The organism is Nocardioides sp. Root1257 (assembly GCF_001425175.1).
Taxonomy (GTDB): Bacteria; Actinomycetota; Actinomycetes; order Propionibacteriales; family Nocardioidaceae; genus Nocardioides.
In genome coordinates, this window is sequence record NZ_LMDV01000001.1 from 277,528 (window position 1) to 303,956 (window position 26,429).

At 71.3% G+C, this 26,429-nt stretch carries 26 protein-coding genes and 1 riboswitch; of the genes, 5 read left to right on the forward strand and 21 right to left on the reverse strand.

Annotated features, from left to right (window positions below; translation table 11 throughout):
* Nucleotides 1-52: 52 nt before the first annotated feature.
* A riboswitch (glycine riboswitch) is annotated at nucleotides 53-162 on the reverse strand.
* Between the two features lie 128 nt (nucleotides 163-290).
* From ASC77_RS01355 to ASC77_RS01405, 11 genes are all read right to left on the reverse strand, one after another.
* A complete protein-coding gene (locus ASC77_RS01355; protein WP_056147859.1) occupies nucleotides 291-884 on the reverse strand; it encodes a MerR family transcriptional regulator in 594 nt (197 codons plus the stop codon).
* A 318-nt stretch (nucleotides 885-1,202) separates the two neighbouring features.
* Nucleotides 1,203-1,676: a bifunctional nuclease family protein gene (locus ASC77_RS01360; protein WP_082574382.1), complete on the reverse strand. Its 474-nt coding sequence runs from the start codon at nucleotides 1,674-1,676 to the stop codon at nucleotides 1,203-1,205.
* Nucleotides 1,677-1,719: 43 nt separating this feature from the next.
* On the reverse strand, nucleotides 1,720-2,463 hold the full coding sequence (locus tag ASC77_RS01365; protein WP_235547388.1) for a MerR family transcriptional regulator: 744 nt from the start codon (nucleotides 2,461-2,463) through the stop codon (nucleotides 1,720-1,722).
* Nucleotides 2,460-2,981, reverse strand: a complete 522-nt coding sequence (locus ASC77_RS01370; RefSeq protein ID WP_056147866.1) for an FHA domain-containing protein — start codon at nucleotides 2,979-2,981, stop codon at nucleotides 2,460-2,462. The genes ASC77_RS01365 and ASC77_RS01370 overlap by 4 nt, the downstream gene beginning before the upstream one ends.
* A 154-nt stretch (nucleotides 2,982-3,135) precedes the next feature.
* Nucleotides 3,136-3,522 carry a glycine cleavage system protein GcvH gene (gcvH, locus tag ASC77_RS01375; protein ID WP_056147871.1) on the reverse strand — a complete coding sequence of 129 codons (387 nt, stop codon included), beginning with the start codon at nucleotides 3,520-3,522 and terminating at the stop codon, nucleotides 3,136-3,138.
* Between the two features lie 40 nt (nucleotides 3,523-3,562).
* Nucleotides 3,563-4,333 carry a DUF881 domain-containing protein gene (locus ASC77_RS01380; RefSeq protein WP_056147875.1) on the reverse strand — a complete coding sequence of 257 codons (771 nt, stop codon included), beginning with the start codon at nucleotides 4,331-4,333 and terminating at the stop codon, nucleotides 3,563-3,565.
* 7 nt (nucleotides 4,334-4,340) lie between these two features.
* Nucleotides 4,341-4,673, reverse strand: coding sequence for a small basic family protein (locus ASC77_RS01385; RefSeq protein WP_056147878.1), 333 nt, complete (start codon nucleotides 4,671-4,673; stop codon nucleotides 4,341-4,343).
* Complete coding sequence (locus tag ASC77_RS01390; RefSeq protein ID WP_056147880.1) at nucleotides 4,670-5,545, reverse strand: DUF881 domain-containing protein; 876 nt, start codon at nucleotides 5,543-5,545, stop codon at nucleotides 4,670-4,672. The genes ASC77_RS01385 and ASC77_RS01390 overlap by 4 nt, the downstream gene beginning before the upstream one ends.
* Nucleotides 5,538-6,137 (reverse strand): CDP-alcohol phosphatidyltransferase family protein, encoded by a 600-nt coding sequence (locus tag ASC77_RS01395; protein WP_056147882.1) that lies wholly within the window; start codon nucleotides 6,135-6,137, stop codon nucleotides 5,538-5,540. Before ASC77_RS01395 ends, ASC77_RS01390 begins: the two co-directional genes overlap by 8 nt.
* A 100-nt stretch (nucleotides 6,138-6,237) precedes the next feature.
* Nucleotides 6,238-7,287 (reverse strand): hemolysin family protein, encoded by a 1,050-nt coding sequence (locus ASC77_RS01400; protein ID WP_056147885.1) that lies wholly within the window; start codon nucleotides 7,285-7,287, stop codon nucleotides 6,238-6,240.
* The gene (locus ASC77_RS01405) at nucleotides 7,284-8,630 is read right to left on the reverse strand and encodes a hemolysin family protein (protein ID WP_056147888.1); all 1,347 of its coding nucleotides are present in this window, start codon (nucleotides 8,628-8,630) and stop codon (nucleotides 7,284-7,286) included. Before ASC77_RS01405 ends, ASC77_RS01400 begins: the two co-directional genes overlap by 4 nt.
* A gap of 261 nt (nucleotides 8,631-8,891) precedes the next feature.
* On the opposite strand from ASC77_RS01405, the gene ASC77_RS01410 reads away from it, so the two are divergent.
* Genes ASC77_RS01410 through ASC77_RS01420 form a run of 3 tightly spaced genes read left to right on the forward strand, consistent with a single transcriptional unit; the run spans nucleotide 8,892 to nucleotide 12,689 of the window.
* On the forward strand, nucleotides 8,892-10,331 hold the full coding sequence (locus ASC77_RS01410; RefSeq protein WP_082574383.1) for a DUF1800 domain-containing protein: 1,440 nt from the start codon (nucleotides 8,892-8,894) through the stop codon (nucleotides 10,329-10,331).
* 5 nt (nucleotides 10,332-10,336) lie between these two features.
* Nucleotides 10,337-11,605 (forward strand): DUF1501 domain-containing protein, encoded by a 1,269-nt coding sequence (locus ASC77_RS01415; RefSeq protein ID WP_162249781.1) that lies wholly within the window; start codon nucleotides 10,337-10,339, stop codon nucleotides 11,603-11,605.
* A gap of 34 nt (nucleotides 11,606-11,639) precedes the next feature.
* Complete coding sequence (locus tag ASC77_RS01420; RefSeq protein ID WP_200944862.1) at nucleotides 11,640-12,689, forward strand: dihydrodipicolinate reductase; 1,050 nt, start codon at nucleotides 11,640-11,642, stop codon at nucleotides 12,687-12,689.
* A gap of 21 nt (nucleotides 12,690-12,710) precedes the next feature.
* Here the strand turns inward: ASC77_RS01420 and ASC77_RS01425 are convergent, their stop codons facing one another.
* From ASC77_RS01425 to ASC77_RS01435, 4 genes are all read right to left on the reverse strand, one after another.
* A complete protein-coding gene (locus ASC77_RS01425) occupies nucleotides 12,711-13,565 on the reverse strand; it encodes an NAD(P)-dependent oxidoreductase (RefSeq protein WP_056147900.1) in 855 nt (284 codons plus the stop codon).
* 23 nt (nucleotides 13,566-13,588) lie between these two features.
* Nucleotides 13,589-13,732: a hypothetical protein gene (locus ASC77_RS26420; protein ID WP_156390867.1), complete on the reverse strand. Its 144-nt coding sequence runs from the start codon at nucleotides 13,730-13,732 to the stop codon at nucleotides 13,589-13,591.
* 114 nt (nucleotides 13,733-13,846) lie between these two features.
* Nucleotides 13,847-14,953 (reverse strand): NAD(P)H-dependent flavin oxidoreductase, encoded by a 1,107-nt coding sequence (locus tag ASC77_RS01430; RefSeq protein WP_056147903.1) that lies wholly within the window; start codon nucleotides 14,951-14,953, stop codon nucleotides 13,847-13,849.
* A gap of 30 nt (nucleotides 14,954-14,983) precedes the next feature.
* Nucleotides 14,984-16,645, reverse strand: a complete 1,662-nt coding sequence (locus ASC77_RS01435) for an acyl-CoA synthetase (protein WP_056147906.1) — start codon at nucleotides 16,643-16,645, stop codon at nucleotides 14,984-14,986.
* A gap of 45 nt (nucleotides 16,646-16,690) precedes the next feature.
* On the opposite strand from ASC77_RS01435, the gene ASC77_RS01440 reads away from it, so the two are divergent.
* Nucleotides 16,691-17,506 carry a crotonase/enoyl-CoA hydratase family protein gene (locus ASC77_RS01440; protein WP_056147908.1) on the forward strand — a complete coding sequence of 272 codons (816 nt, stop codon included), beginning with the start codon at nucleotides 16,691-16,693 and terminating at the stop codon, nucleotides 17,504-17,506.
* 130 nt (nucleotides 17,507-17,636) lie between these two features.
* On the opposite strand, the gene ASC77_RS01445 is transcribed toward ASC77_RS01440, so the two are convergent.
* From ASC77_RS01445 to ASC77_RS01470, 6 genes are read right to left on the reverse strand one after another with little or no spacing between them, the layout of a single operon-like run.
* Nucleotides 17,637-18,605, reverse strand: a complete 969-nt coding sequence (locus ASC77_RS01445; protein ID WP_056147910.1) for an acetylxylan esterase — start codon at nucleotides 18,603-18,605, stop codon at nucleotides 17,637-17,639.
* Entirely contained in the window at nucleotides 18,605-20,893 is a 2,289-nt protein-coding gene (locus ASC77_RS01450) for a glycoside hydrolase family 3 N-terminal domain-containing protein (RefSeq protein ID WP_200944863.1), read from the reverse strand. Before ASC77_RS01450 ends, ASC77_RS01445 begins: the two co-directional genes overlap by 1 nt.
* Nucleotides 20,890-21,924 carry a LacI family DNA-binding transcriptional regulator gene (locus ASC77_RS01455; RefSeq protein ID WP_235547389.1) on the reverse strand — a complete coding sequence of 345 codons (1,035 nt, stop codon included), beginning with the start codon at nucleotides 21,922-21,924 and terminating at the stop codon, nucleotides 20,890-20,892. The genes ASC77_RS01450 and ASC77_RS01455 overlap by 4 nt, the downstream gene beginning before the upstream one ends.
* A 23-nt stretch (nucleotides 21,925-21,947) precedes the next feature.
* Entirely contained in the window at nucleotides 21,948-22,784 is an 837-nt protein-coding gene (locus ASC77_RS01460) for a carbohydrate ABC transporter permease (RefSeq protein WP_056147913.1), read from the reverse strand.
* 7 nt (nucleotides 22,785-22,791) lie between these two features.
* Complete coding sequence (locus ASC77_RS01465; RefSeq protein WP_056147916.1) at nucleotides 22,792-23,772, reverse strand: carbohydrate ABC transporter permease; 981 nt, start codon at nucleotides 23,770-23,772, stop codon at nucleotides 22,792-22,794.
* A gap of 19 nt (nucleotides 23,773-23,791) precedes the next feature.
* Complete coding sequence (locus ASC77_RS01470; protein ID WP_056147918.1) at nucleotides 23,792-25,081, reverse strand: ABC transporter substrate-binding protein; 1,290 nt, start codon at nucleotides 25,079-25,081, stop codon at nucleotides 23,792-23,794.
* A 176-nt stretch (nucleotides 25,082-25,257) separates the two neighbouring features.
* Between ASC77_RS01470 and ASC77_RS01475 the strand changes: the two genes are divergently transcribed.
* Nucleotides 25,258-26,418 carry a GDSL-type esterase/lipase family protein gene (locus ASC77_RS01475; protein ID WP_056147922.1) on the forward strand — a complete coding sequence of 387 codons (1,161 nt, stop codon included), beginning with the start codon at nucleotides 25,258-25,260 and terminating at the stop codon, nucleotides 26,416-26,418.
* Nucleotides 26,419-26,429: the final 11 nt, after the last annotated feature.

The window sequence follows — 26,429 nt, forward strand, 5'->3', positions numbered from 1 at the left end:
ATCGTTCGGGTGCCTCCCCCTCTGTCGCACCGCCGTTGGCGCTTCAGAGTGCCTGACCCGCACGGTCCGGTGGCCTGAGAGGTTCCGGGGAGGAATTGCCCCTTCGGCGCCCCGCCCCTCGCGATGACCCACGAGATCCGGGGACTCTCCCGTGCAGGAGTGTCAGCACCGCCCAATCTACCGGGCCCGCACCCGCAAACACGACATCGGCCCGCCGCCACGAGGGCGACGGGCCGATGTTCAGGTCAAACGGTGGTTGAGGAAGTTGCGCAGCAACTGTCTCGAAACCACTACCCGGTCTTGCGGGCCGCGCGGCGGGCAGCGAGCTCGTCACCGGCGAGCGGCTCGGCCTCGACCTCGGCGGTGCGCTCGGAGGGCAGCTCGGCGAGGGTGCCCTCGATCTCGTTCCAGACGCCGCCGATGGCGATGCCGAACACGCCCTGACCGCCCTGGAGGAGGTCGATGATCTCTTCGTTGTTCGTGCACTCGTAGACCGAGACCCCGTCGCTCATCAGGGTGACCCGGGTGAGGTCGTCGGTGCCCCGCTCGCGCAGGTGCTGGACCGCCGTACGGATCTGCTGCAGGGAGATGCCGGCGTCGAGCAGGCGCTTGACGACCTTGAGCAGCAGGATGTCCTGGAACGAGTAGAGCCGCTGCGACCCGGAGCCCTTGGCGCCGCGCACGGTGGGCTCGATCAGGCCGGTGCGGGCCCAGTAGTCGAGCTGGCGGTAGGTGATGCCGGCGGCATTGCACGCGGTCGGACCGCGGTAGCCGGTGTCACTGGGCAACGGAGAGACGTCGTCGGTGAAGAGCAGGCCCTGCTCCTCGGCCTCCTGGGCAGCATGCGCCGTGTCAGCGTCGTGCTGCTGCTCGTTCTCTTTCACGCGGTCCTCCGAGGGCTACTCCGTCGATCGTAACTCTCCGGGGAAGGTGCCGATCGGCCTGAGAAGCGGGCGTCACAGCGGTGGAGTTACAACAGAGACAGTTCAAGGTAGGCCGCGACCGACCACCCGTCAAAGACGCTGTCGGCGTGTCGGAACCCTCAACCTCAGGTTGAGGGTCAGGGCTGGCCGTGCGGGTTTCGGCGGTCAGCCGGTGAAACCCGCACGACGCGCCGCACCAGGTCGGCGCGTCCCGCGGGTCTTGGCTGACAGGTGTGCGGGTTTTGGCGGCCAGCCGGTGAAACCCGCACGACACTCCGCTCAGCCCTGGGGCGACTCGAAGTCCTCGGGCGTCACCTGGTCGAGGAACTCGCGGAACTTCTCGACCTCGTCCTCCTGCTCGGCGGGCACGGCGAGACCGGCCTCGTCGAGGACGTCGTCCGCGCAGACGATCCGGGTGCCGGTGCGCAGGGCCAGGGCGATCGAGTCCGAGGGGCGGGCGCTCACCTCGGCGCCGGAGCCGAAGACCAGGTTGGCGAAGAAGACGCCGTCCTTGACCTCGGTGATCTGGACCTCGGTCAGCTCGTTGCCGGTGGCCTCGAGCACGTCCTTCATCAGGTCGTGCGTCAGCGGCCGCGGCGGGACGACGCCCTGCTGGGCGAAGGCGATCGCGGTCGCCTCGACGGCGCCGATCCAGATGGGCAGGTAGCGGTCACCCGACACCTCCCGCAACAGCACGATCGGCTGGTTGGAGGGCATCTCGACCCTGACTCCCAAGACATCGACTTCGCGCACGCGTTCACCCTACTCCGGGGCGGTGAGCTCGTCGGGGCGCCGCTCAGGACGTGCGTAGACCGGCCTTGACCAGGGTGGCGTGCAGGCGCACCGAGAGCGCGGCGATCTCGCTGACGGTCTCCTCGGCACGGGCCTTGGCCGCCGCGTCGCGGCCGCGCTTGTGGGGCGCCACGACCTGCTCGACCAGCCCCACCTCGCGATCGGCCGAGGTCTTGAAGGCGCGCAGGTGCCGCGGCTCGAACCCGAAGTCGGCCAGCTCGCGCGCGGTCTGGGCGATGACCAGGGCATCGGTGTCGTAGTGACCGGTCCGCGAGGGCGTCACGAGGGCGTACTGCTCCAGCTCGCCGAGCAGCTCCTCGGAGACCTCGGCGATCTTCAGCAGCTCACGGCGCGACAGGCGGACGTTGTCACGCCGCAGGAACGACTCGGGGCTCGGCATGCCGTCCGCGGCCAGCGCCACCTGCGGGACGGTCGGCACCACCGGCTCGATCGGCGGCGGCTCCAGCCCGCGGTCGATCGCGTCCAGGTGCTCCCCGATCACCCGCAGCGGCAGGTAGTGGTCGCGCTGCATGCGCAGCACGTAGCGGAGCCGCTCGACGTCCTCGACCGAGAACTTCCGGTAGCCGGCGGCGGTCCGCTCGGGCTTGATCAGCCCCTTGTCCTCGAGGAAGCGGATCTTGGGGATGGTGATGCCAGGGAAGTCCGGGCGGAGCCGGTCGAGGACCTCTCCGATGTTCATCCGGGCCCGCGGCGCCGAGCCCGCCGCAGCGCCAGCGACGGTGCTCACCCGTCCGTGTGCCCCGAGAAGAAGACCAGCCGGAACTTGCCGATCTGCACCTCGTCCCCGTCGTTGAGCCGGACCCGGTCGATCCGGTCACGGTTGACGTAGGTGCCGTTGAGGCTGCCCACGTCGCTCACCGTGAACGAGTCGCCCTGCCGGTGGAACTCGGCGTGGCGGCGCGAGACCGTCACGTCGTCGAGGAAGATCTCGCTCTCCGGGTGCCGACCCGCGCTGATGACGTCCTGGTCGAGCAGGAACCGGCTGCCCGAGCCCGGACCGCGCTGTACGACGAGCAGGGCGTGCCCGGAGGGCAGCGCGTCCACCGCTGCCGCGTCGACCGGGTTGAGCTGACGGTCGGACGTCTCGGCCTTGTCGGCCGCGGCGGTGATGCTGATGGTCGCCGTCGACTCTCCCGAGGGGTCACCGTCGGCCGCCGGCGACGCCGCCGGGAGCCGGTTGCCGCACTGGGCGCAGAAGCGCGCGTCGTCGGGGTTCTGCGTGCCACAGACTGTGCAGAACGGCATCGGTCAGTCCTTCGTCGATGGGCCAACCCTCAAGGGCCGGTTGAGGTTGACGGTTGCCCCGAACCTATCAGTCCGTGCGGCCCGATCAAGGGGACGCGCGGCCTTGTCCTGGGGTCCGGGCGGGGCTGGGACGGGGCTGGGAACGGCGCCCGGCTCAGCCGTCGAGCGAGGCCTGGTACGTCGCCGCGTCCATCAGGCCCTCGGGTGCCGCCGCACCGCTCGGCACGACCTCGAAGAGCCAGCCGCCGCCGTACGGGTCGGTGTTGACGAGCTCCGGCGTCGCGTCGAGCGTCTCGTTGCGGGCGACCACCTCGCCGGAGACCGGCGCGTAGATGTCGCTGACCGACTTCGTGGACTCGAGCTCGCCGCAGGTCGAGCCGGCCTCGACGCTCGCGCCCACCTCGGGCAGCGACACGTAGACGATGTCGCCGAGCGCGTCCTGGGCGTACTCGGTGATGCCGATGCGGACCGAACCGGCGTGCTCCCCCGGCTCGCGGACCCACTCGTGCTCGCTGGTGTACTTCAGGTCGTCGGGGTACACGGGGTCTCCTCGGGTCGGGTGCGGGTGCGCCAGCGAGAGGTTACTGCGACGAGTCGGGCTGGGCGTAGTCAGGCTTCCGCGGCGTCACCACGGCCTCGATGTCGAGCGACGCGAGCTCGTCGATGTCGACGGTCGCGCCCTGGTCCTCGAACTGGTCCTGCGGCCCCTTGGGGAAGTCCACCGCGCCGTGCAGGGTGCCCGGCTCGCCGATCACGTCGAAGACGTACGGCGAGGTGACCAGCTCTCCCCCGACCTCGATGCCGCCGTCGGCGTCCTCGAAAGCCGTCTGCGCGACCACCCGGACCTCGCCGTTGACCTGGATGGCCTCGGCGCCGGCGGTGCGCAGCTCCTGGATCAGGTCGACCACCGTGTCGACGTCGACGGTGCCGTCGGTCTCCGTGACCGTCACGCGGATGCCCGGACCCGTCACGGGCACCAGGCCGGCCATGATGGCCAGGTTGTTGGCCTGCTCCTCGGCCTGGGCGAGCGCCGCCTCGCGGGCGCCCGTGCTCGATCGCAGGTCGTCCCGGGTGCGCTCGAGGCGCGCGATCTCGGACTCCGCGCGCTGGGTCTGGGTGGCCAGGCCGTTGAGCACGTCGATCAGGTCCTGCTCGCGGTAGCCGGCGTAGGTGTCGTCGACGTTGGTGAACCGCACCTGGGTGACGGCGGCGTACCCCACCAGTGCGAGCAGCACGGCGACGACCAGCTGCCCGCGCGAGGGGCGGAGCATCGCCCGGCGCAGGCGGTCACGCCCGGTCGGCTGCGGCTCGGGCGCCTTCTCCTCGACGGTCTCCGGCTCGTTGTCAGGCATGGAGCTCTCAGGCATGGAAGATGTGCCTTCGGATCGCGGCCACGTTGGAGAAGATCCGGATGCCGAGGACGACGATGACGCCGGTCGAGAGCTGGCCGCCGACCCCGAGCTTGTCGCCCATGAACACGATCCCGGCGGCGATCACCACGTTGCTGATGAACGACACGACGAAGACCTTGTCGTCGAAGATCCCGTCCAGGTAGGCGCGCAGCGCGCCGAAGACGGCGTCGAGGGCGGCCACGACGGCGATCGGGAGGTACGGCTCCAGCCAGAGCGGCACGTCCGGCTGGAAGATGACCCCCAGCACGATGCCGACAAGCAACCCGAGTGCTGCGATCACGGCGCGTTCTCCTTCCCGTCGGGTCGACGGTTCTGCTCGGCGGTGCCCTTGACCGCGTGCCGCGGCGCCCGCAGCTGGGCGGCGGGCAGGGTGAGGTCGTCGTCGACCTTCATCGTCACCGGGAAGCCCAGTGCGTCGGCGGTGTTGCTGAAGGCGAGCCCGGTCGAGGTGTCGATCAGGTCGGCCTGCAGCGTGCGGGTGTCGCCGATCGCCGAGACGACGTACGGCGGGGAGAGCGGCGGCGGGCCGTTGAGGTTGATTGCCGCGCCGGAGTTGCGCAGGCCCGACCGCGTCGTCAACCGCTTCCCGTTGATCGAGATCGCCTCCGCGCCGGCCTCCCAGAGCCCGTTGACGAGCAGGGCGAGGTCCTCGTCGCGCACCGCCTCACCGTCGGGCGCGTCGTCGACGGCGATCACGAGGCCGGGACCGCTGACCGGGCCGAAGCCCGCCGCGCCGGCGAGTCGCTGCGTCCGACTGGTCGTGCTCCGCTCGTCGTCGTCGACGTCGGTGAGCGCGCCCTGGAGCCCGATGTTGAGCTCGCGCAGGCGCACGATCCGCTGCTGCAGGTCGGCGGCTTGGTCGCGGCGCTGGTCGATCTGGCGCAGCAGCGAGTCGCGGCTGGCGCTGGTGACGCCGGAGCGTTCCGAGGTCTGGACCGCGGCGACCGTCACGAGCAGCCCGAAGACGCCGACCACGGCCGTGGCGACCCAGTGGCCGCGGCGCCCGGACGCCCGCGCAGCAGCCTGGTCGCCCGTGGTCCCGGCGGCTGCGCGCTGCTCCGCGACGTGCTGGTAGTCCTGGTCCATCGACTCCTGGGTGATCAGGTTCAGGAGCGGGGTCCGGGTCCGGTCGGTCGTGGACGTCTCAGGCATCGGGCTCCGCCCGTCGCCGCTCGGTCGTGCGCAGCAGCGTCCGGACCTGCCAGGCGTAGAGGATGCCGGCCCACCAGTAGAGGCCGATGCCCCACAGCGCGAACGCCCAGCCGAAGACCTCGGCGAGGGTGGCGACCGTGCCCTCGCCGTCGCCGAGCAGCAGCAGCGGGAAGGCGTAGAGCAGGTTGAACGTCGCGGCCTTGCCGAGGAAGTGCACCGGCAGGGCGCTGTAGCCGCGGGTGCGCAAGAGCGGCACCAGGCCCCAGAGCAGGAGGTCGCGCAGCGGCAGCGACAGCGCCGCCCACCACGGGATGATGTCGCGCAGTGCGAGGCCGATGACCACGGCCAGGATGTAGAGGCGGTCGGCGACCGGATCGAGGACCTGCCCGAGCACCGACGTCTGCCCGAGCTTGCGCGCGAGGTAGCCGTCGAGGAAGTCCGTGATCCCCGAGAGCATCAGGACGCCGAGGGCCAGCAGGTCCGCCTCGGGGCCGAGCACCAGCCACAGGAACAGCGGGACGCCCGCCAGCCGCAGCATGCTGAGCAGGTTGGGCAGCGTCCACACGCGGTTGCGCGTCGAGTCGTCTCCCACGTGTGCCTGCGCTTCTCCCCAGGGTGATTGCCGAGCACACCTTAACCGTCGCGACGCGGCGGTCCCGATTCGCCGCCCTGACGGCGGAGCGGCGTTCGGATCAGACCGGCTCGTCGAGGTGCGCCGCGTCGCGGATCTCGCCGACCAGCTCCTCGATGACGTCCTCCAGCGTGGCCAGGCCGAGGGTCGTGCCACTCGCGTCGACGACGCGCGCCATGTGCGCGCCGCGGCGCTGGAGCGTCTCCAGCGCGTCGTGCAGCGGGGCCTCGGCGGTGACCGGTGCGAACGGCCGGATCCACTTGTCGTCGACGGCGCGCGTACGGCGGGCCGGGTCGGTCTCGAGCACGTCCTTGATGTGCAGGTAGCCCACCAGCTCCCCGTCGTCGGCCTCCACGGGGAAGCGGCTGTAGCCGGTCGAGGCGCACACGGCCTCGACGTCGGCGACCGAGGTCCCCCGGCGAACGGTGGTGAGCGACTCGGGCGCCATCAGCACCGCCGCCACGGTCTTCTCGGTGAAGCCCAGCGCGCCTGCCAGCCGGCCGTACTCGTCGGCCTCGAGGAGACCCTCGCCGTGGGACTCCTCGACGAGAGCGGCGACCTCCTCGCGGGTGAAGGTCGAGCTCACCTCGTCGGTCAGCCTGGCCCCGAGCAGCCGGAGCACGACGGAGGCCACGGCGTTGATGACCACGACGATCGGGCGCAGCACGGTCACGATGCCCCAGATCGGCGGTCCGAGCACGAGGGCTGCGCGGTCCGGCCCGGCCAGCGCGATGTTCTTGGGGATCATCTCCCCGAGCACGACGTGCAGGTAGACGACGACGGTCAGCGCGATCACGAACGAGATCGGGTGGAGCAGGTCCTCCGGCACGTGGACGGCGTGCAGCAGCGGCTCCAGCAGGTGGGCGACGGCGGGCTCGCCGACGGCACCGAGCACCAGCGAGCACACGGTGATGCCGAGCTGGTTGACGCCGATGACGAGGGAGATGTTCTCCATCGCCTTGATGGTCGTCCTCGCCATCCTGGACCCCGCCTCGGCGCGAGGCTCGAGCTGGGTACGACGGGCCGACACGAGCGCGAACTCCGCGGCGACGAAGAAGGCGTTGCCGAGCAGCAGGACGACCGCCAGCACGACTGCGGTGGCGCTGTTCATCGCTCAACCTCCCCGTCCAGCACGCGCAGCGTGAGCCGGTCGATCCGCAGGCCGTCCATCCGCTCGACGGTGAGGACCGCCAGCTGGTCACGCGGCTCGTCGGGGTCGGAGCGGTCGGGCACGGCGATCTCGGCCAGGTCGCCGATCTGCGGCACCCGCCCCAGGGAGCGCATCACGAGGCCACCGATCGTGTCGTAGTCCTCGTGGTCGGGCAGCTCGATGCCCGTCAGGTCCTCGACCTCGTCGGGCCGGAGCAGGCCGGACACCGACCAGCCGCCGTCGCGCAGCCGGTGCGCGTTGGCGCTGAGCCGGTCGTGCTCGTCGGAGATGTCACCGACGATCTCCTCGACGACGTCCTCGAGGGTCACGATGCCCGCGAAGCCGCCGTACTCGTCCATGACCACCGCGAGCTGGAAGCCGTCCTTGCGCAGCAGCGCGAGCAGCGGGTCGAGGCGCAGCGAGTCGGGCACGATGATCGGCTTGGCCATCAGGTGCCGGACCTTGGTCGTCGCGCGCTCCCCCACGGGCAGGGCGACGGCGTGCTTGACGTGCACGGTGCCGACGATGTTCTCGTCCCCGTCGAGCACCGGGAAGCGGGAGTGCCCGGTCTGCCGGGTCAACTCGATGAGGCCGGTCGCGCGGTCGTTGAGGCCGAGGCTCGAGGACCGCACCCGGGGCGTCATGATCTCGCCGGCCGTGCGGGCACCGAACTCGACCGAGCGCTCCATCAGCTCCGCGGTCTCGACGTCCAGCGTGCCGAGGGTCGCGGAGCGCTGGACCAGGGAGGCGAGCTCGGTCGAGCTGCGTGCCGACCGGAGCTCCTCCTGGGGCTCGATCCCGATGCGTCGCACGAACGCGTTCGCCGAGCCGTTCAGCACCCGGATCGGGCCCCGCATCACAGCGGTGAAGGTGCGCTGGAAGCGCTGGGTCGCTCGCGCGACCTCCATCGGCTTCGCGAGCGCGAGGTTCTTGGGGACCAGCTCGCCGAAGATCATCGTCAGGATCGTGCCGAGCGCCAGGCCGATGCCGACGGCGACCGGCGTGATCGCGCCCGCGGGCACCCCGGCGCTCTCCAGCGGACCGTCGATCAGGTCCGAGATCGCCGGCTCGGCGAGGTAGCCGATGGCCAGGTTGGTGATCGTGATGCCCACCTGCGCGCCGGAGAGCTGCGTCGACAGCGACCGGAGCGCCTGCTGGACGCCGCGCGCGCCGGTGTCACCGGCCGCGGCCGCCTGGTCGACCTTGAGGCGGTCGACCGTCACGAACGAGAACTCGGCGGCGACGAAGACGCCGCAGGCGAGGATCAGCAGGAGCGCTGCGAGGAGCAGCAGCCACGCGGTCATGTGTGCTCTCCCCCGTCTGGCCGGGGCCGGATGTGATCAGGGAAGAGCTGGGGACTTTGAGAGCCGTCCATGGGCGGTGCGTCAGGTCCTCACGGGTGATGGGCTGGACGAGAGCATCGTAGCGGCGTGCCCGGGCAGGCGACATTCCGCGAGGGGGGATCACAAGGCGCCGCCGACCACCTAGGCTGGCCCGAGCCTGCGGTCCGCGCTCCTGCTCGGGAGGGCGCCGCGCCCCCGCGACGACATGGAGACCCCCGACCCATGCCTGTGCTCAACGCCCACGACCGGCACCTCGTCGGCCGCTTCTCGTACGGCGTGACGCCCGAGCTGGCCCGCGACGTACGCCAGGCAGGCGGCGGCCGTGAGTGGTTCGAGCGCCAGCTGTCCCCCGGGTCGGTCCCGGACCGCGGGGCCGATCACCTCCGTGGATGGTGGCCCAGCCTCGACCGCGGGCCGACCGACCTGTGGCGTCGGCAGATCAAGGAGATCGAGGGCGGCTGGGAGGTGATGGCCGACTACCAGCGCTGGGTGCTCCTGCGCCGCATGCAGTCCCGGCACCAGCTGCACGAGGTCATGACCGAGCTCTGGGAGCACCACTTCAACGTGCCGGTCAACGGAGACGCCGCCTTCACGTGGCGGGTCCGCTTCGGCGACACGATCCGCAAGCACGCCCTGGGCCGCTTCGACCAGCTGCTGCCGGCCGTCATCACGCACCCCGCGATGCTGATCAGCCTCGACAACGTCAGCTCGACCAAGCAGTTCCCCAACGAGAACCTCGGCCGCGAGCTCCTCGAGCTGCACACCGTCGGGCGCGGCGCCTACGACGAGCGGGACGTCAAGGCCTCGGCCCGCATCCTGACCGGGTGGACGGTCGACATGTGGGACACCTTCAAGGCCGAGTACGACAAGGAACGGCACGCCCGGGGCCGGGTGAAGGTGATGGGGTTCCGGCACCCCAACAAGCGCGCCGACGGCCGCGAGGTCACCCGCGACTACCTCCACTACCTCGCGCACCACCCGGCGACGGCCCGCCACGTGGCCCGCAGGCTCGCGGTGAAGTTCATCCGCGACGACCCGTCACCGGCCCTGGTCAACCGGCTGGCGCGGGTCTATCTCCAGCACGACACCGACATCCGTCCGGTGCTCCGGGCCCTGATCGGCACCCGTGACTTCCAGCGTGCGGTCGGCGCCAAGGTGCGCGACCCCGGCGAGGACCTGGTCGCGACCTACCGCGCGCTCGGCGTCCGGGTCAGCCGGCCTCCGGCCGGCAAGAAGGGAGACGGGTACGCCGCCAACCAGCTGCTGTGGCAGGTCGCCGGCATGGGCGTGATGCCCTTCGCCTGGCCGCGACCCGACGGCCAGCCGATCGACAACCTCTCGTGGGCGTCGCCCGCCCGCCTGATCGCCTCGATGTCCGTGCACCGCAGCCTCGCCGGCGGCTGGTGGCCGAGCGACGGCGCTCACTACCGCAAGCCCGCGGCCTGGCTGCCCCGGAAGACGGTCCGGTTCGACGCCCTCGTGGACTCCATGTCGCAGCGGATCCTGCACCGACGCGCGACGCCGCGGCTCCTCAAGGCCTGCTGCGAGGCGACCGGGTGCAGGCCGCACGAGCGGATCACGGCCGACCACGGGCTCGTCCAGTGGGGCATGTACCGCCTGCTCAGCGTCCTGCTCGACTCCCCCGCACATCTGACCCGGTGATGACCGTGAACCCTCAGACTCCCCAGACCTCCCTCCCGACGACGGACGCCCGCTGCGCCGAGTTCGCAGCCGTCTCCCGGCGCGGCCTCTTCTCGGGCGCTGTCGCGCTCGCCGGCGCGACCACGTTCGTCGGCTCGGCGGCGATCACCACGTCCGCCTCGGCCGCGACCTCGGCGCCCGCCGTGCTGGTGGTGGTCTCGCTCCGCGGCGCCGCCGACGGGCTGTCCCTGGTCGTGCCGCACGCGGACCCGGCGTACTACCGGTCCCGACCGGGGATCGCCGTCCCGGCCGAGCGGCTGCTCGCGCGGGACGCGACCTTCGGACTGCACCCGGAGCTCGCGCCCCTGCTGCCGCTGTGGGACGCCGGCTCGCTGGCCGCGGTGCACGCCACCGGCCTCCCGGCTCCCAACCGCTCCCACTTCGCGGCGATGGAGGCCGTCGAGGACGCCGATCCCGGCTCGTCCGCCCGCAGCGGCTGGCTGAACCGGCTGATCGGCACGACCCCGGGCAGCTCGCCGCTCCAGGGGTTCAACCTCGCCGGTGGCGTGACCCCGACCTCGCTGTACGGGCCGGCCGCGACCATGTCGGCCGGCAAGGTCGACGACGTCCGGCTCCCCGGCGAGGAGGACGGCGACGGCGGCCGGCGCCGGCGCTCGCTGCGCACCCTGTGGGACCACGACCGCTCGGTGCTGGCGCGCGGGATGCGGTCGACGTACGCCGCCGTCGACGAGTTCGGCCCCGCCGAGGCGGCCGCCGACAACAGCGCGAGCTACCCCGCGACCGATCTCGGCCGCGCGCTGGCCGAGGTCGCCCGCGCCATCCGCGGCGACGTCGGCATCGAGGTGGTCACCGTCGACCACGGTGACTGGGACATGCACTCCGGGATGGGCTCCGCCGAGCAGGGCTGGATGGTCAACAACGCGCGCGCGCTCGCGGGCGCGATCGCCGCGTTCTTCGGCGACCTGGGCGACCAGGCCGGGAAGGTCACGCTGGTGACCATCAGCGAGTTCGGCCGCCGGGTCGTCGAGAACGCCAGCGGCGGGCTCGACCACGGCTACGGCAACGTCATGTTCGTCGCCGGCGCCGGGGTGAAGGGCGGGCGCTACTACGGCAGCTGGCCCGGGCTGGGCACCGGTGACGACGCCGACCTGCTGGTGACGACCGACTACCGCAGCGTGCTGGCCGAGATCGTCTCCCAGCGCTTCGGGGCGTCGACGGCGAAGGTCTTCCCGCGGTTCGCGCCCGAGTCGGTCGGCGTGATGACCTCGCTGTAGACAAGAACACGTTCTAGTTGCCACAGTGGCGCTCGTGCGCGTCATCCAGTGGGCCACCGGCAGCGTCGGCAAGGCCGCCATCGAAGGCATCCTGCTCCACCCCGACCTCGAGCTCGCCGGGTGCTGGGTGCACTCCGAGAGCAAGAACGGCGTCGACGTCGGCGAGATCCTCGGGATCGAGCCGCTCGGCGTCGCCGCGACCAGCAGCATGGACGAGATCCTCGCGATGGACGCCGACTGCGTCCTCTACTCGCCGCTGATCCCGAACCGCGACGAGGTCGCCGCGCTGCTGCGCTCCGGCAAGAACGTCGTCACCCCGGTCGGCTGGTTCTACCCGACCGAGAAGGACGGTGCGCCGCTCGCGGCCGCCTGCCTCGAGGGCGGCACCACCCTGCACGGCACCGGCATCAACCCGGGTGGCATCACCGAGCTGCACCCGCTGATGTTCTCCGCGCTGTCCTCGGCGGTGACCTACGTCCGCGGCGAGGAGTTCTCCGACATCCGCACCTACAACGCGCCCGACGTCGTCCGCCACATCATGATGTTCGGCGGGCAGCCCGACGAGGCCATGGGCGGTCCGATGCTCGGGCTGCTGTCAGGCGGCTTCATCCAGGCGATCCGGATGTGCCTCGACACGCTCGGCTTCTCCCCGGACGCCGAGATCCGCACGTCCCAGGAGGTGGCGGTCGCGACCCAGCCGATCGAGACCCCGATCGGGGTCATCGAGCCCGGGCTCGTCGCCGGCCAGCGCTTCATCTGGCAGGCGTACGTCGGGGAGACCGTCGTCGTGCACATCGCGGTCAACTGGCTGATGGGCGAGGAGCACCTGGAGCCCGCGTGGACCTTCGGTCCCGAGGGCGAGCGGTTCGAGGTCGAGGTGCAGGGCGACCCGAGCTGCTTCGTCACCATCAAGGGCTGGCAGCCCGACACCGTCGAGGAGGGTCTCGTGCGCAACCCCGGCGTGACCGCCACGGCCTTCCACTGCGTGAACTCGATCCCGTACGTCGTGGCCGCGGAGCCCGGCATCAAGACCTACCTGGACCTGCCGCTCATCGCCGGCCGGGCACACCCCGACCTGCGCTGACCGGCCGCGCGGGAGCCGCGCTCAGTGGGCCTTCCAGGTCGCGGCCATGTCGAGGTCGCCGTGACCGTCGTCGACGGCACGCCGGAGGTGGTCCCGGATCCCGGGCAGGGCGGCGAGGTCGGTGCCGGCCTCGGCGGCGGCCGCGAGCACCAGCTCGGCGTCCTTCAGCGCACCGGACAGCGCGAACGACGGCGCCATCTCGTCGGCCAGCATCGCCGACCCCTTGAGCTGCACGTAGGGCGCATCCATCGCGCCGCCCCGGACGGCTTCGAGGAACAGCTGCGGGTCCAGCCCGAGGTCCCGCGCGAGCGCCATCGAGTCGGCCACTCCCTCCAGCACGGTGAGCACCCAGCCGTTCGCCACCAGCTTGAGCCGGGTCCCGGCGCCGGCCGGCCCCACCCACAGGGTCCGGCTCCCGATGGCGTCGAAGACCGGGGCGAGCACGGGCTGCGCGGAGTCCGGCCCGGAGGCGAGCACGACGAGCGTCCCGTCCTCGGCGGGCTTCTTGGTGCCGAGGACCGGCGCGTCGACGAACACCAGGTCGAGTTCCCTCGCCAGCGCGACGAGCTGTTCCGTGGCCTCGACACCGACGGTCGCCGCCTGCACCCAGACCGTGCCGGGCGCCAGTCCGCCGCGGGCGGCGTCGATCGCCGCCTCGACGGAGGGTCCGTCGTACGTCATGGTCACGACGACGTCGGCGCCGTCGACCGCCTCCGCAGCGGTCTGCGCGACGGTCGCGACATCGGCGAGCGGCGCCGCTCGCTCGGGTGATCGGTTCCAGACGCGCAACGGGAGTCCGGCGGCGGCCAGGTTGCGCGCCATGCCGGCGCCCATCGTCCCGGTGCCCAGCAGTGCGACGGTCGGTCGAGAGCTCATGCTCCGACCGTACGAGGTCGCCCCTACTCGCCGACCGAGCTCAACGCCGCCCGCTCGGTGATGCGGTGGACCGCGTGGTCGACGTTGCCGACCTGGACCAGCACGCAGAACGCGGCGACCGTGACGACCAGCACCTTCGTGACGCCTTGCAGCAGTCCCTTGAACATCGCGTCACCCCCCACTACTCACGACGCGTGCACCTTCGATGGTGCCACCGCACTGGAGTAGATCGGAACCGGGAACGCCGTCTTGAGGGAAGTCAGCAGAACGCTTGCAGCGACCTAGCGGATCGAGTCCAGCCGCGCCACGGTCGCCTCGAACTCGGCGACCAGGTCGGCCATCACGTCGGCGACGGGACGGACCTCGTTCATCCGGCCGACGATCTGCCCGATCGGCATCGAGATCACGTCCGGGTCGTTGGCGGCACTGATCCGGTTGTGGGCCTCGGCGACCAGGAGGTTCTGGAGGGGCATCGGCAGCGGGGCGGGCGCGCCCTCCTCGTTCCAGGCCTCGGTCCACTTGGTCTTGAGCAGCCGGGCGGGCTTGCCGGTGTAGACCCGGGTGCGGACGGTGTCGGAGGACGTCGCCCGGGTGAAGGCCGTCGTCCACGCCTCGGAGTTCGCGGCGCCCATGAGCTGGTACTCGGTGGTGCCGAGCCAGACCGAGCCCATCCAGGCGCCCTGCGAGCCGAGCGCGAGCGAGGCCGCGATCTGGCGCCCCGAGCCGATGCCACCGGCGCCGAGGACCGGGACGTCGGGACCGACGGCGTCGACGATGTCCGGCTGGAGCACCATGCTGGCGACCTCGCCGGTGTGGCCGCCGGCCTCGTAGCCCTGGGCGACGATGATGTCGACGCCGTTGCGCACGTGCGAGAGCGCGTGCTTCGCGGCACCGGCGAGCGCGGCGACCTTGATGCCGTGCTCGTGGCACTTCTCGATCACGTCGACCGGCGGCGAGCCGAGCGCGTTCGCGATCAGCACCGGTCGGTGCTGCAGCGCCACGTCGAGGTGCGAGCGGGCGACCGAATGCAGCCAGCCGAGCACGCCCTCGCGGCCCTCGCCCTCCGGGAGCGGGGGTACGCCGAGCTTGAGCAGCGTCTCGTCGACGAACTTCTTGTGCTCCTCGGGGATCATCGCGCCCAGGTCGACCGAGGTGCCCTCCGTCGGGATCTTCATCGGCATCACGATGTCGACGCCGTACGGCTTGCCGTCGGTGTTGTCGTCGAGCCAGGTCAGGACCCGCTCGAGCTCCTCGGTGTCGTTGAACCGCACGCAGCCGAGGACGCCGAGCCCGCCCGCTCGCGACACGGCGGCCGCGACGTGCTCGGACGGGGTGAACGCGAAGATCGGGTACTCGATCCCGAACTCGTCACACAGGGGGGTACGCATGTCTGCCTTTCCGAGGCCGAGAGGAACGCGTCAGACGCGGGTGGGGTCGACGGTCGCAGCCTTCGCGGCGAAGCCCGCGAGCGCGAGCTCCTTGGCCGCGGGGTACTGCGCCTTGCCGGCGGCGTTGCGCGGCACCTGGTCGACGAGGGTGAGGGTGCGCGGCAGCTTGTAGCCGGACAGGTGCGCGCGCAGGTAGCTGCGCAGCTCCTCCAGCTCGAGGGACTCCCCCTCGCGCAGCTCGACGACGGCGGCCACGGCCTGCCCGTACTTCTCGTCCGGGATGCCGACCACGAGCACGTCGTACACGGCCGGGTGGCCCTTGATCGCCATCTCGACCTCCTCGGGGTAGACCTTCTCGCCGCCGGTGTTGACGCAGTTGGAGCCGCGACCGAGCAGCGTGACCCGGTGGCCCTCCTCGATCCGCGCGAAGTCGCCCGGCACCGAGTAGCGCTCGCCGTCGATGACCAGGAAGGTCGCTGCCGACTTGGCCTCGTCCTTGTAGTAGCCGAGCGGCACCGAGCCGCCGCGCCCGAGCCGGCCGACCTTGCCGATGTCGGTGTCGGGGTCGAGCAGCTGGTTGTTCTCGTCGAGCACGACGCCGCTCGCGGCGAGCCCGACGACGGGGCCGTCGGTGGAGATGTTGTTGGCGTCCGCCATGCCCATCCCCTGGAAGCCGGTCTCGGTCGCGCCGACCGAGTCGGTGAAGACGGAGTTCGGGAAGGCCGCCATCCAGCGCGCCTTCACCGGCGGGCTGAAGATCGCCGCACTGCTGGAGATCGCGAACAGGTTCGAGGCGTCGTACGGCGTGCCGCTCTCGGCCTTGGCCTCGTAGGCCTCGATGAGCGGGCGGGCCATGGCGTCGCCGGTCATGAAGATCAGCTGGATCTTGTCGGCCTCGATGATCTCCCAGGTCCGCACCGGGTCGAACTTCGCCTCGAGGATCGTCAGGTGGCCGGCGAAGAGGTGCATGAGCAGACCGGACTGCGCGCCGCCGTGCATGAGCGGGCTGAGGGGGAACGTCGCCATCCGCGGGTCGGTCGCCTGGCCGGACTGGCTGAACTCCTCGAGCAGGTCGCCGGTGTAGAAGTCGGTGCCGCCGCCGAGCACGCGCCACCAGTCCTCCTGGCGCCACATGACGCCCTTCGGGAAGCCGGTGGTGCCGCCGGTGTAGATGATGTGGATGTCGTCGCCGCTGCGCTCCCCGAAGTCGCGCTCGGCGCTCTGGCCGGCGATCGCGTCGTCGTAGTGGACGCCGCCGTACGACGAGAAGTCGGACGCGTCCGACGGGTCGAGCGAGTCGTCGACGACGACCGCGACCTTCAGCTTCTCGTGGTTGTCCCAGATCGCCGCGACCAGCGGCGCGTAGGAGCGCTCGTGGATGACCGCGACCACGTCGGCATTCTCGAAGAGGTAGTTGAGCTCGCCCTCGACGTAGCGGTAGTTGACGTTGATCATCACGGCGCGGATCTTGACGATCGCCAGCATCGCGACGACGTGCTCGATGCTGTTCTTCGCGTAGATCGCCACGTGGTCGCCCGGTCCCACCCCCTGTGCGCTCAGGTAGTGCGCCAGCCGGTTGGCATCGGCCTCCAGCTCGGCGTAGGTCACGACCCGGTCGCCGAACTTCAGGGCGGCGTTGTCGGGCGCGGCGTCGACGGCGTGTTCGAAGAGATCAGCGATGTTGTGAGCCACGCCGCGAGACTAGAACACGTTCTTGTTCTTGGCTAGGCTCCGCCCATGACCGACGCTGCCACCGACTCCGGGACCTCGTCCGCTCCGCACTGCCTCGTCGAGCAGGACGGCCACAAGCTGATCGTCACCATGAACCGGCCGGAGGCGCGCAACGCCCTCTCCGGCGAGATGATGGCGATCATGGAGGAGGCCTGGGACCGGGTGAACTCCGACCCGGAGATCCGGGTCTGCATCCTCACCGGCGCCGGTGGCTTCTTCTGCGCGGGCATGGACCTCAAGGCGGCGACCAAGCGCTCGCCCGACGAGAGCTTCAAGTCCGGCTTCGACCCCCGCGTCATCAAGGGCCTGCTCAAGGGCTTCCGGCTGACCAAGCCGCTGATCGCCGCGGTCGAGGGCCCGGCCGTCGCCGGCGGCACCGAGATCCTCCAGGGCACCGACATCCGGATCGCCGGCGAGTCCGCCCGGTTCGGCGTCGCCGAGGCGAAGTGGAGCCTCTACCCGATGGGCGGCTCCGCCGTACGCCTCCCCCGGCAGATCCCCTACACCGTCGCCCTCGACCTGCTCCTGACCGGCCGTCTGGTCAAGGCACCGGAGGCCAAGGAGATCGGCCTGATCGGCCACGTCGTCCCCGACGGCGAGGCGCTCGCGAAGGCGCACGAGATCGCCGACCTGATCTGCGCCAACGGCCCGCTCGCCGTCCAGGCCATCCTCAAGACCGTCCGCGACTCCGAGGGCAAGCACGAGGAGGACTGCTGGGCCGACGACGCCGTCGTCGGCAAGGCCGTCTTCGCCTCCGAGGACGCCAAGGAAGGCCCGCGCGCCTTCGCCGAGAAGCGGACGCCGCAGTTCCAGGGGCGCTGAGCCCTCGGCCCTCCCGGGACGACGTTTGGTCCCCAAGCGCACGTGGGAGCGTTCCCGGTCTGCGCTTGGTGACCAAACGTGTGCGGCCGATCTGCGGTTGGTGACCAAACGTCGGCCCCGGAGCCGGCGACTACCGCCCCAGCACCGCCGCCAGCCACGCCAGCTGGCGGGACCGCTGGAAGGCATCGCCACCCTCGTGGTCGTTGAACTCGTAGACCTCGATCTCCTTCTCGCCGGCGTACCAGTTGTACGCCGCGAAGACCGTCGACGGCGGGCAGGTGAGGTCCATCAGGGCGACCGACCAGAGCGCGGGTGCGGTGGCGAGCCGGCCGAGGACGGCGGCGTCGACGTACGACAGCGTCGCGAAGGTCTGCTCCACGCGGTCACGGTGCGCGGCGAGGTAGCGGACCAGCTCGCCGTACGGCTCGGCCGGCGACACGGAGACGGCCCGGCGGAAGTCGCAGAGGAACGGCACGTCGCACAGCACGGCCGCCACGGAGGAGGGAGCCAGGGCAGCGACGGAGGTCGAGATCCCGCCGCCCTGGCTCCCTCCCGCCACGGCCACCCGAGATGGGTCGACCAGGTGGTGACCGCGCAGCACCTCGAGCGCGGCCACGGCGTCCGCGTAGACGCGCCGGTAGTAGTAGGTGTGCGGGTCCTCGATCCCGCGGGTGAGGAAGCCGGGCTGCGCGGCGCCGGAGCCGGCCGGGTCGCCGGTCGCGCCGGTCGTCCAGCCGCTCCCCTGCCCGCGTGTGTCGACCACGAGGTGCGCGTAGCCGGCGCACGCCCAGAAGACGTGCTCGTGCGGCAGCCCGCGCCCGCCGTTGTAGCCCTGGTACTGGACCACCCCCGGCAGCGGACCGGTGCGCAGCGCGGCGGCGGGCAGGTGCAACCAGGCCCGGACCGGGTCGCCGTCGAAGCCGGCCAGCGTCACGTCGTACGTCTCCACGGCGACGAGCCCGGAGTCGACCCGGGTCAGGGTCGGCGCCGCCGTGCCGATCCGGGCGAGCGTGCCCGCCCAGAACTCCTCCAGGTCGTCGGGTACGGCGAGGTGCGGCCGGTAGGCCCGCGCCTCGGCGAGCGGCAGGTCGACGTGCATCAGGCAGGCTCGACGGTGACCGTGGGCTCGAGCGCCCGGTCGACGCCGACCACCCGGCTCGCCCCGACCAGCTCGAGCGGCACCACCTCGCGGATGTCCGTGCTGGACGCCCCGACCCACAGCTCCACCTCGCCCGGCTCGACGATGCGGACCAGGTCGCGGCCGGTGAACGCCGTCAGGTCGGCCGACAGCGAGAAGCAGACCCGCGCCGCCTGTCCCGGGGCGAGGTCGACCCGGGCCGCGCCGACAAGGCGCTGCACCGGACGCACCACCGAGGCCGACCGGTCGTGCAGGTAGACCTGCACCACCTCCGACACGTCCCGGTCGGCCTCGTTCGCGAGCTGCACCACGAGCTCGCAGGTGCCGTCGGTCTCCCACCGTGAGCCCGACGACGCGGACGCAGCGCCCCAGGTGGCGCCGGCGTACGACAGTCCGTGCCCGAACCCGAAGAGGGGCGTCGGGTCGACCACGCTGACGTCGTTGCGGCGGCCCAGCGGCGAGGCGAGGTACGTCGACGGGTGGGTCGCGCCGGCGCCCGGGAAGCTCACGGGGAGCCGGCCCGACGGGTTGACGCGGCCGCTGAGCACGTCGGCGATCGCCTGCGCGCCCTCCTCGCCCGGGAAGAACCCACACACGAGTCCGGCGAGCCGGTCGACCTGCCGGCTGAGGTCGTAGGGACGCCCGACCAGCAGCACGGCGACGACCGGGGTGCCGGTGCCGAGCAGCGCCTCGAGCAGCTCCTCCTGGCGGCCGGGGAGGGTCAGGTCGGCAACGTCGCAGCCTTCGCCCGAGGTGCCCTTGCCGAAGAGCCCGGCCTGGTCGCCGAGCACCACCACGCAGACCTCGGCGCCGGCGGCGACGGCGACGGCCGCCTCGATGTCGGCGTCCTCCCCGCCCAGCACCGGGCAGCCCAGGGCGTAGGTGACGTCGAAGGTGTCGGCGAGCGCCTCGCGCACGGTGCGGATCTCGACGCCGGTCTCCGCCTCCGGGTGGTGCACCAGCACGTGCATCGGGAAGGAGTAGCAGCCGAGCATCGCCTCCGGGGTGTCCGCCCGAGGCCCGACGACCGCGACCGTCGCGCCGGACGCGAGCGGCAGGCTGCCGTCGTTGGCGAGCAGCACGACCGACCTGCGGGCGAGCTCGAGCGCCACCGCCCGCGACTCGGGGGCGTCGAGGTCGACGTCGGCTGGCTCCAGGGGCGCCCAGCCCGGGTCCAGCAGGCCGAGCTCGCACTTCTGCTGGAGCACCCGCGACAGCGCGCGGTCGATGATCTTCTCGTCCACGACCCCGTCCGCGATGGCGGCGAGCAGCGGCGCGCCGTACGTGTCCAGCGACGGCAGCTCGACGTCGATCCCCGCCTCGAGCGCGAGCGCCGCGGCCTCGCCCGGCGACGCGGCGACGCCGTGCAGCGACTGCAGGAAGGCGATCGAGAAGTAGTCGGCCGTGACGGTGCCGGCGAAGCCCAGCTCGTCACGCAGCAGGCCGGAGAGCAGCCGCGGGTCGGCGGCGACCGGGACGCCGTCGAGGTCGGTGTAGGAGTTCATCACCGATCGCGCACCGGCGCGCAGCGCCATCTCGAACGGCGGCAGGATCACGTCGGCCAGCTCGCGCGGCCCGATGGAGACCGGTGCGAGGTTGCGGGCCGCCCGGGACGCGGAGTAGCCGAGGAAGTGCTTGAGGGTCGCGACGGTGCCGCCCTGCTCGAGGCCGCGCACGTAGGCGCTCCCGACCAGCCCGACGAGGAACGGGTCCTCGCCCAGGGTCTCCTCGACACGGCCCCATCGGTGGTCGCGCACGACGTCGAGCACCGGCGCCAGGCCCTGGTGGACGCCGAGCGCACGCATGGAGCCCGCGATCTGCGCCGCCATCCGCTCGACGAGCTCGGGGTCGAACGACGCGGCCCACGACAGCGGCGCGGGATAGATGGTGGCACCCCACACGGCAAGGCCGGTGAGCACCTCCTCGTGCGCCTGCGCCGGGATGCCGAAGCGGTTGCCCGCCATCACGTCGCGCTGCCGCTGGGCCAGGATCCGCATCCCCTCGGCCGGCTCGAGCGGCGCGGTGCCGAACGTGCGCGTCAGCTGCCCGAGACCGCCCGCGGCGACCTCCTCCCACGGCGGCATCTGACCGACGCTCTCGCTGAGCATCGGCGCCATCCCGCCCGCGCCGGGCTCGAGCCACCAGATGGAGCCGAGCTGGGCGACCTTCTCCTCGACCGTCATCCGGTCGACCAGGTCGGCGACCCGCGCCTCCACCGGTGCCGTCGGGTCACGCCACAGCTCGGTCACGATGCATCTCCCAGGGTCGCGGTCGTACGCCGGAGCACCAGCGTGGTCTCGAGGGTCACGTGTGTGTCGTCCACCTGCTCGCCGGCGATCAGCGCGACGAGCATCGCGATCGCGTCGTGCCCCATCTGGCGCATCGGCTGCTGGACGGTCGTCAGCGGCGGGTGCGCGAGCGCCGACTCGGGGATGTTGTCGAAGCCGACGACGGACAGGCTGCCGGGCACCTCGACGCCCATCTCGGCCGCGACCTCGAGGGTCGCGAGGGCCGAGATGTCGTTGGCGGCGAAGATCGCGGTCGGCGGGGTGGGCAGCCGCAGCAGCGTCCGGGCGGCCTCGCGGGCCTGCTCCGGGTCGAACGCGCCGTCCGCCAGGAGCGACTCGTCGACCGGTACGCCGGCCGCCGCGTGCGCCTCGCGGTAGCCGCGCTCGCGGAGCTGGGCAGAGACCAGGTCGGCACGCCCCGTCACCATGCCGACACGGCGGTGGCCGAGGCTGAGCAGGTGGTCGACGCCCATCCGGGCGCCCTGCAGGTTGTCGGCCGCGACGGTCGGCAGGCTCGAGCGACCGGTGTGCGGGTCGACCGCGACGACGGGACCGTCGTACTGGACGTCGGTGACCGTCGGCGTCACCAGCACGGCTCCGTCCACGAGGGTCCCCATCACGCGCGAGAGGTAGCGCCGCTCCCATCCGACGTGCTCGTCGAAGCGGCCGCCGGCCGAGTACGCGACCAGCTCGTAGCCGGTCCCCCGGATCGCGTCGGCCGCACCCTTGAGCACCTCGGTGCTGAACGGCTCGAAGTCCGCGACCAGCACGCCGATCACGTTGGTCCGGGCGTTGCGCAGGCTCCGCGCCACCAGGCTGGTCTCGTAGCCGAGGCGGTTGATCACGGCGGTGACGTGGTCGAACGTCTGGCTGGACACGCCGTAGCGGCCGTTCATCACCTTGGAGACGGTCGACACCGAGACCCCGGCCTCGGCCGCGACCTGCTGCATGGTGACCCGGCCGTTGCCCAGGGACCCGCTCCGACCGCTCACGGTGCTCTCCTCCACGTCGCCCGTCATCCCTTCACCGCGCCCTGCAGACCGCTGACGATCCGGCGCTGCATCGCCAGGAAGAGGATGAGGGCGGGGATCATCGCCAGCGTCGTGAACGCGAGCACGCCTGCGGTGTCGGACGAGTGCTCGCTCGAGTAGTCCGCGACACCGAGCGGCAGCGTACGCATGTCGTCCTGCAGCAGGAGCAGGGGCAGCAGGTAGGCGTTCCACGACGCGACGAACGCCAGCACGCCGACCGTGACCAGCGCCGGCATCGAGAGCGGCACCACCAGTCGCCAGAAGATCCCGACCCGCGACGCGCCGTCGATCAGCGCAGCCTCCTCCAGCTCACGCGGGATCGCCATCAGGAACGGCCGCAGGATCACCACGGTGATCGGCAGCGCGAACGCGGCCTGCGGCAGCGCGACGCCCCACCAGGTGTTGGCGAGGTGCAGGTTGCGGGAGACCAGGATGAAGAGCGGGATGATGGCCACGGCCGCGGGGAAGAGCAGCCCCAGCACGAAGACCATGAAGAGCGGCTCGCGGCCCTTGAACTGGTAGCGGGCGAGCGGGTACGCCGCCATCACGCCGAAGAGCACGGCCACGAACGTCGTGACCAGGGCGACGATCGTCGAGTTCAGCGCGTAGCGCCAGAACGCCTCGTTGCTCAGGACGGCGGTGTAGTTGGAGAAGACCCAGGGGTCCGGCAGACCGGACGGGTCGCTGGCCAGCTGCTCGTTGCTGCGGAAGCCGCCGAGGGCGCCGTACACGACCGGGCCCAGCGTGATGATGACGGCCACCAGGGCGAGCAGGTAGACCAGCGGTCCGCCTGAGCCGAAGGGCCTCGCGCGTCGGATCATGGCCGACTCACCTCTCCACGGTCGTGTCGCGCCGCAGCACGAACACCTGGTAGATCAACGCCATCAGGAAGCCGATCACGAACAGGATCACGGACGCCGCACCGGCGATGCCGTAGTTGTGACGGCCGGTGCCCTGGTTGATCAGGTACGTCGCCATCGTGGTCGTCGCGTTGGCCGGGCCGCCACCGGTCAGGATCCAGACCATGTCGAAGAGCTGCAGCGAGCCGATCATCGACAGGAAGCACCAGGTCCGGATGGTCGGGCCCAGCAGCGGGATCGCGATCCGGCGCTGCACCTGCCACCAGCTCGCGCCGTCGAGCTGGGCGGCCTCGAAGAGGTCGTGCGGCACACCCTGGAGCCCGGCCAGGAAGAGCAGGATCGCCAGCCCGAGGTACTTCCAGGTGAGCACCACGAACACCGTGCCGAGCGCCAGGCCCGGCGTGCCGAGGAAGCCCTGCTCCGGTGGGGTCAGCCCGACCGCCGAGATCAACCCGTCGATGACGCCGGACTCGGGCTGGAGCAGCTGGTACCAGACGACGCCCGCGATCACCTCGGCCAGCACGTACGGGACGAAGACGATCGTGCGCAGCAGCCCCTGGCCGTGGATCCGGCGGTTGAGCAGCAGCGCGACCGCCAGGCCGAGCGGGAGCTGGATCAGGATCGAGGCGAACACGATGATGAAGTTGTGCGTCACCGCGCCGGTGAAGACGTCGTCGCTGAGCACGTAGCGGTAGTTGTCGATCCCGATGAAGTCGTCCATCGGGCCGAAGCCCTTCCACCGGTAGAACGACATCCGGACCGCCGAGACGATCGGCCAGACGACGAAGACGGCCATCAGCGCCAACGCGGGCGTGACGAAGAAGGCGATCTCCAGTCGCTGCCGCCAGCCCGACCCGAGGGGCCGGGAGGCCACCCGGCGCTGGTCGCGCCGGGTGGCCCCTCCGAGAGGTGTGGACGTCGTGGAGAGTGCGACGTCCTCGTCGGTCACGCTCAGCTCACTGCTCCTGTCACTGCTCGGCGTCGGCGGCCTGCTGGGTCGCGTCGACGACGTCCTGCGGGGACGCGTCACCGGCGAACAGCAGGGCGATCTCGTCGTTCATCGCGCCACCGACGGAGGCACCGAAGGCCGTGTCGAAGTAGAGCTGGACGAACGGCGCGTCGTCGCGGGCCTTGAGGACACCGGCGAGCGCCGAATCGGAGACCGAGTCGTTGGCCGCCGGGTTGGTCGGCAGACCCATGTCGTTGGACGCGAAGCCCTGCTGGACCTTGTCGGAGAGCAGGTACTTCACGAAGTCGACCGCCTCGTCGGGGGCGTCCTCGGACACCGCCCACGCGTCGCCGCCGCCGAGGGCGTCGGCCGGGTCGCCCTGGCCGTCCTCGACCGCCGGGAAGGGGAACCAGCCGGTCTTCTCGCCCAGGCCCTTGCCGTCGTCGGTCAGGCCCTGCATGACGCCGGGCTCCCAGTGCCCCTGCATCTCCATGGCGACCTTGCCGGTGGCCAGGAGGCCGGACGCGGACGTCGCACCCTCCTGCGCCTTGGTGGTCAGGAAGCCCTTGTTGAAGGGGTCGGTCGCCAGCAGGTCCTCGACGACCTCGCCGGCCTTCACGAAGCACGGGTCGGAGAAGTCGAGGCTGGTGACGGCGTCCTTCAGGACGTCCTCGGGGCACGACCGCAGCGCGGTGTAGTACCAGTAGTGCGCGGCCGGCCACTTGTCACCGGCGCCGACGGAGATCGGCGTGATGCCGGCGTCCTTGATCTTGGCGATGTCGTCGTACCACTCGTCCATCGTGGTCGGCGGTGCGGTGATGCCGGCCTGGTCGAACAGCTCGGTGTTGTACCAGACGCCGACCACGCCGAGCGAGAACGGCAGGGCGTACGTCTTGCCGTCGATCTGCCAGCCCCCGACGGAGCCGCCGATCTTGTCGATCTCGTCCGAGGCGTCGTCCGAGAGGTCGCGGACCATGCCCGCGTCGACGTGGTCCGCCAGCTCGCCGCCGCCGCGCTCCATGTAGATGTCGGGGATGTCCCCGCTCTGGAACGCCGCGTCGAGCTTGTCGACCATGTCCTCGTGCGCCATGGCGCTGATCTCGATCTTCACGCCCGGGTGGTCGGACTCGAAGTCCTTGGCCACCTGTTCGTAGTAGCCCATGCCGGGCTCGTTGTTGGAGTTGTGCCACCAGGTGATCGTGGTGGTGCCACCGCTCCCCTCCGACGAGTCGTCGCTGCCACAGGCAGCGAACGCCAAGACGCCGGCACAGAGCACGGCGAGCGCCGCGCTGCGAGACTTCGACCTCATACGGAAACCCTTCCATTCGGCGTACGCCGGGTGCGACGCACGTCACACATGACCGGAAAGGTGTCACTCGTCACAGGTCGTGTCAATCGTTGTCGATAACGTTTTCCATAATCTCCTTGTTTTCGAAACTGCCCGCGTCATTTTCGAAACAAAGGGCAAGGCACCAGGGTGGCCCCATGCCGCTGACTCCGACCCCGATCACCCCCGACCTGGTGCGTGGCGCCGTCGAGCTGGAGGCCACCGAGAACGGCCTGCTCCCCCACCGGCTGCCAACCTGGGCGCGCGCCCAGGTGCCGGAGCCGCAGCTGCTGATGGCCGAGAGCCAGCCCTCCGGCGTACGCCTGGCCCTGCGGACGGCCGCGACCACGATCGAGCTGGACACGCTGCCCACGAAGCGCGTGTACGTCGGCGTACCTCCGCTCCCCGACGGGGTCTACGACCTCCTCGTCGACGGGCGGCTGACGGGCCAGGGCAGCGTGCCGGGCGGTCGCGCAGTCGTCATCGACATGGCCAGGGGCACCTTCGAGGAACGTCCCGGCGAGCCCGGCACCCTCCGCTTCGAGGGACTCTCGACGGAGCCGAAGGATGTCGAGATCTGGCTGCCGCACGGGGAGACCACCGTCCTGGTCGAGCTGCGCACCGACGCCCCGGTCGAGCCCCTGCCGGACCGCGGGCGGCCGGTGTGGCTGCACCACGGCAGCTCGATCAGCGCCGGGTCGGAGGCGGGCAGCCCGACCACCACGTGGCCGGCCCGGGCAGCCGGCCTCGGCGGCGTCGACCTGCTCAACCTGGGCCTCGGTGGCAGCGCCCTCCTGGACCCGTTCGTGGGCCGCACGATGCGCGACCTCCCGGCCGACCTGATCAGCGTCAAGATGGGGATCAACCTGGTCAACGCCGACGTGATGCGCCTGCGGGCGTTCACCGCCGGGATGCACGGCTTCCTCGACACGATCCGCGACGGCCACCCGACCACGCCGCTGCTCGTCGTGTCACCGATCTGGTGCGCCATCCACGAGGACACGCCGGGGCCGCTGCTGCCGGTCACCGGACCGGACGGCGGCATCCGGTTCGCGGCCTACGGCGACCCTGCCGAGCGGATCTTCGGCAAGCTGACCCTGCGCGTCGTACGCCGGGAGCTCGCGCGCATCGTGGCCGAGCGGAGCGCCAGCGACCCGCACCTGCACTACCTCGACGGCCTCGCGCTGTACGGCGAGGCGGACGCGGCCGAGCACCCGCTGCCCGACGACCTGCACCCCGACGCGGCGACCCACCTGCTGATCGGCGACCGGTTCGCCGACATGATCCTGGGTTCCGGCCGCGTCTTCGACGTCGCCTGACAGAATCTCCG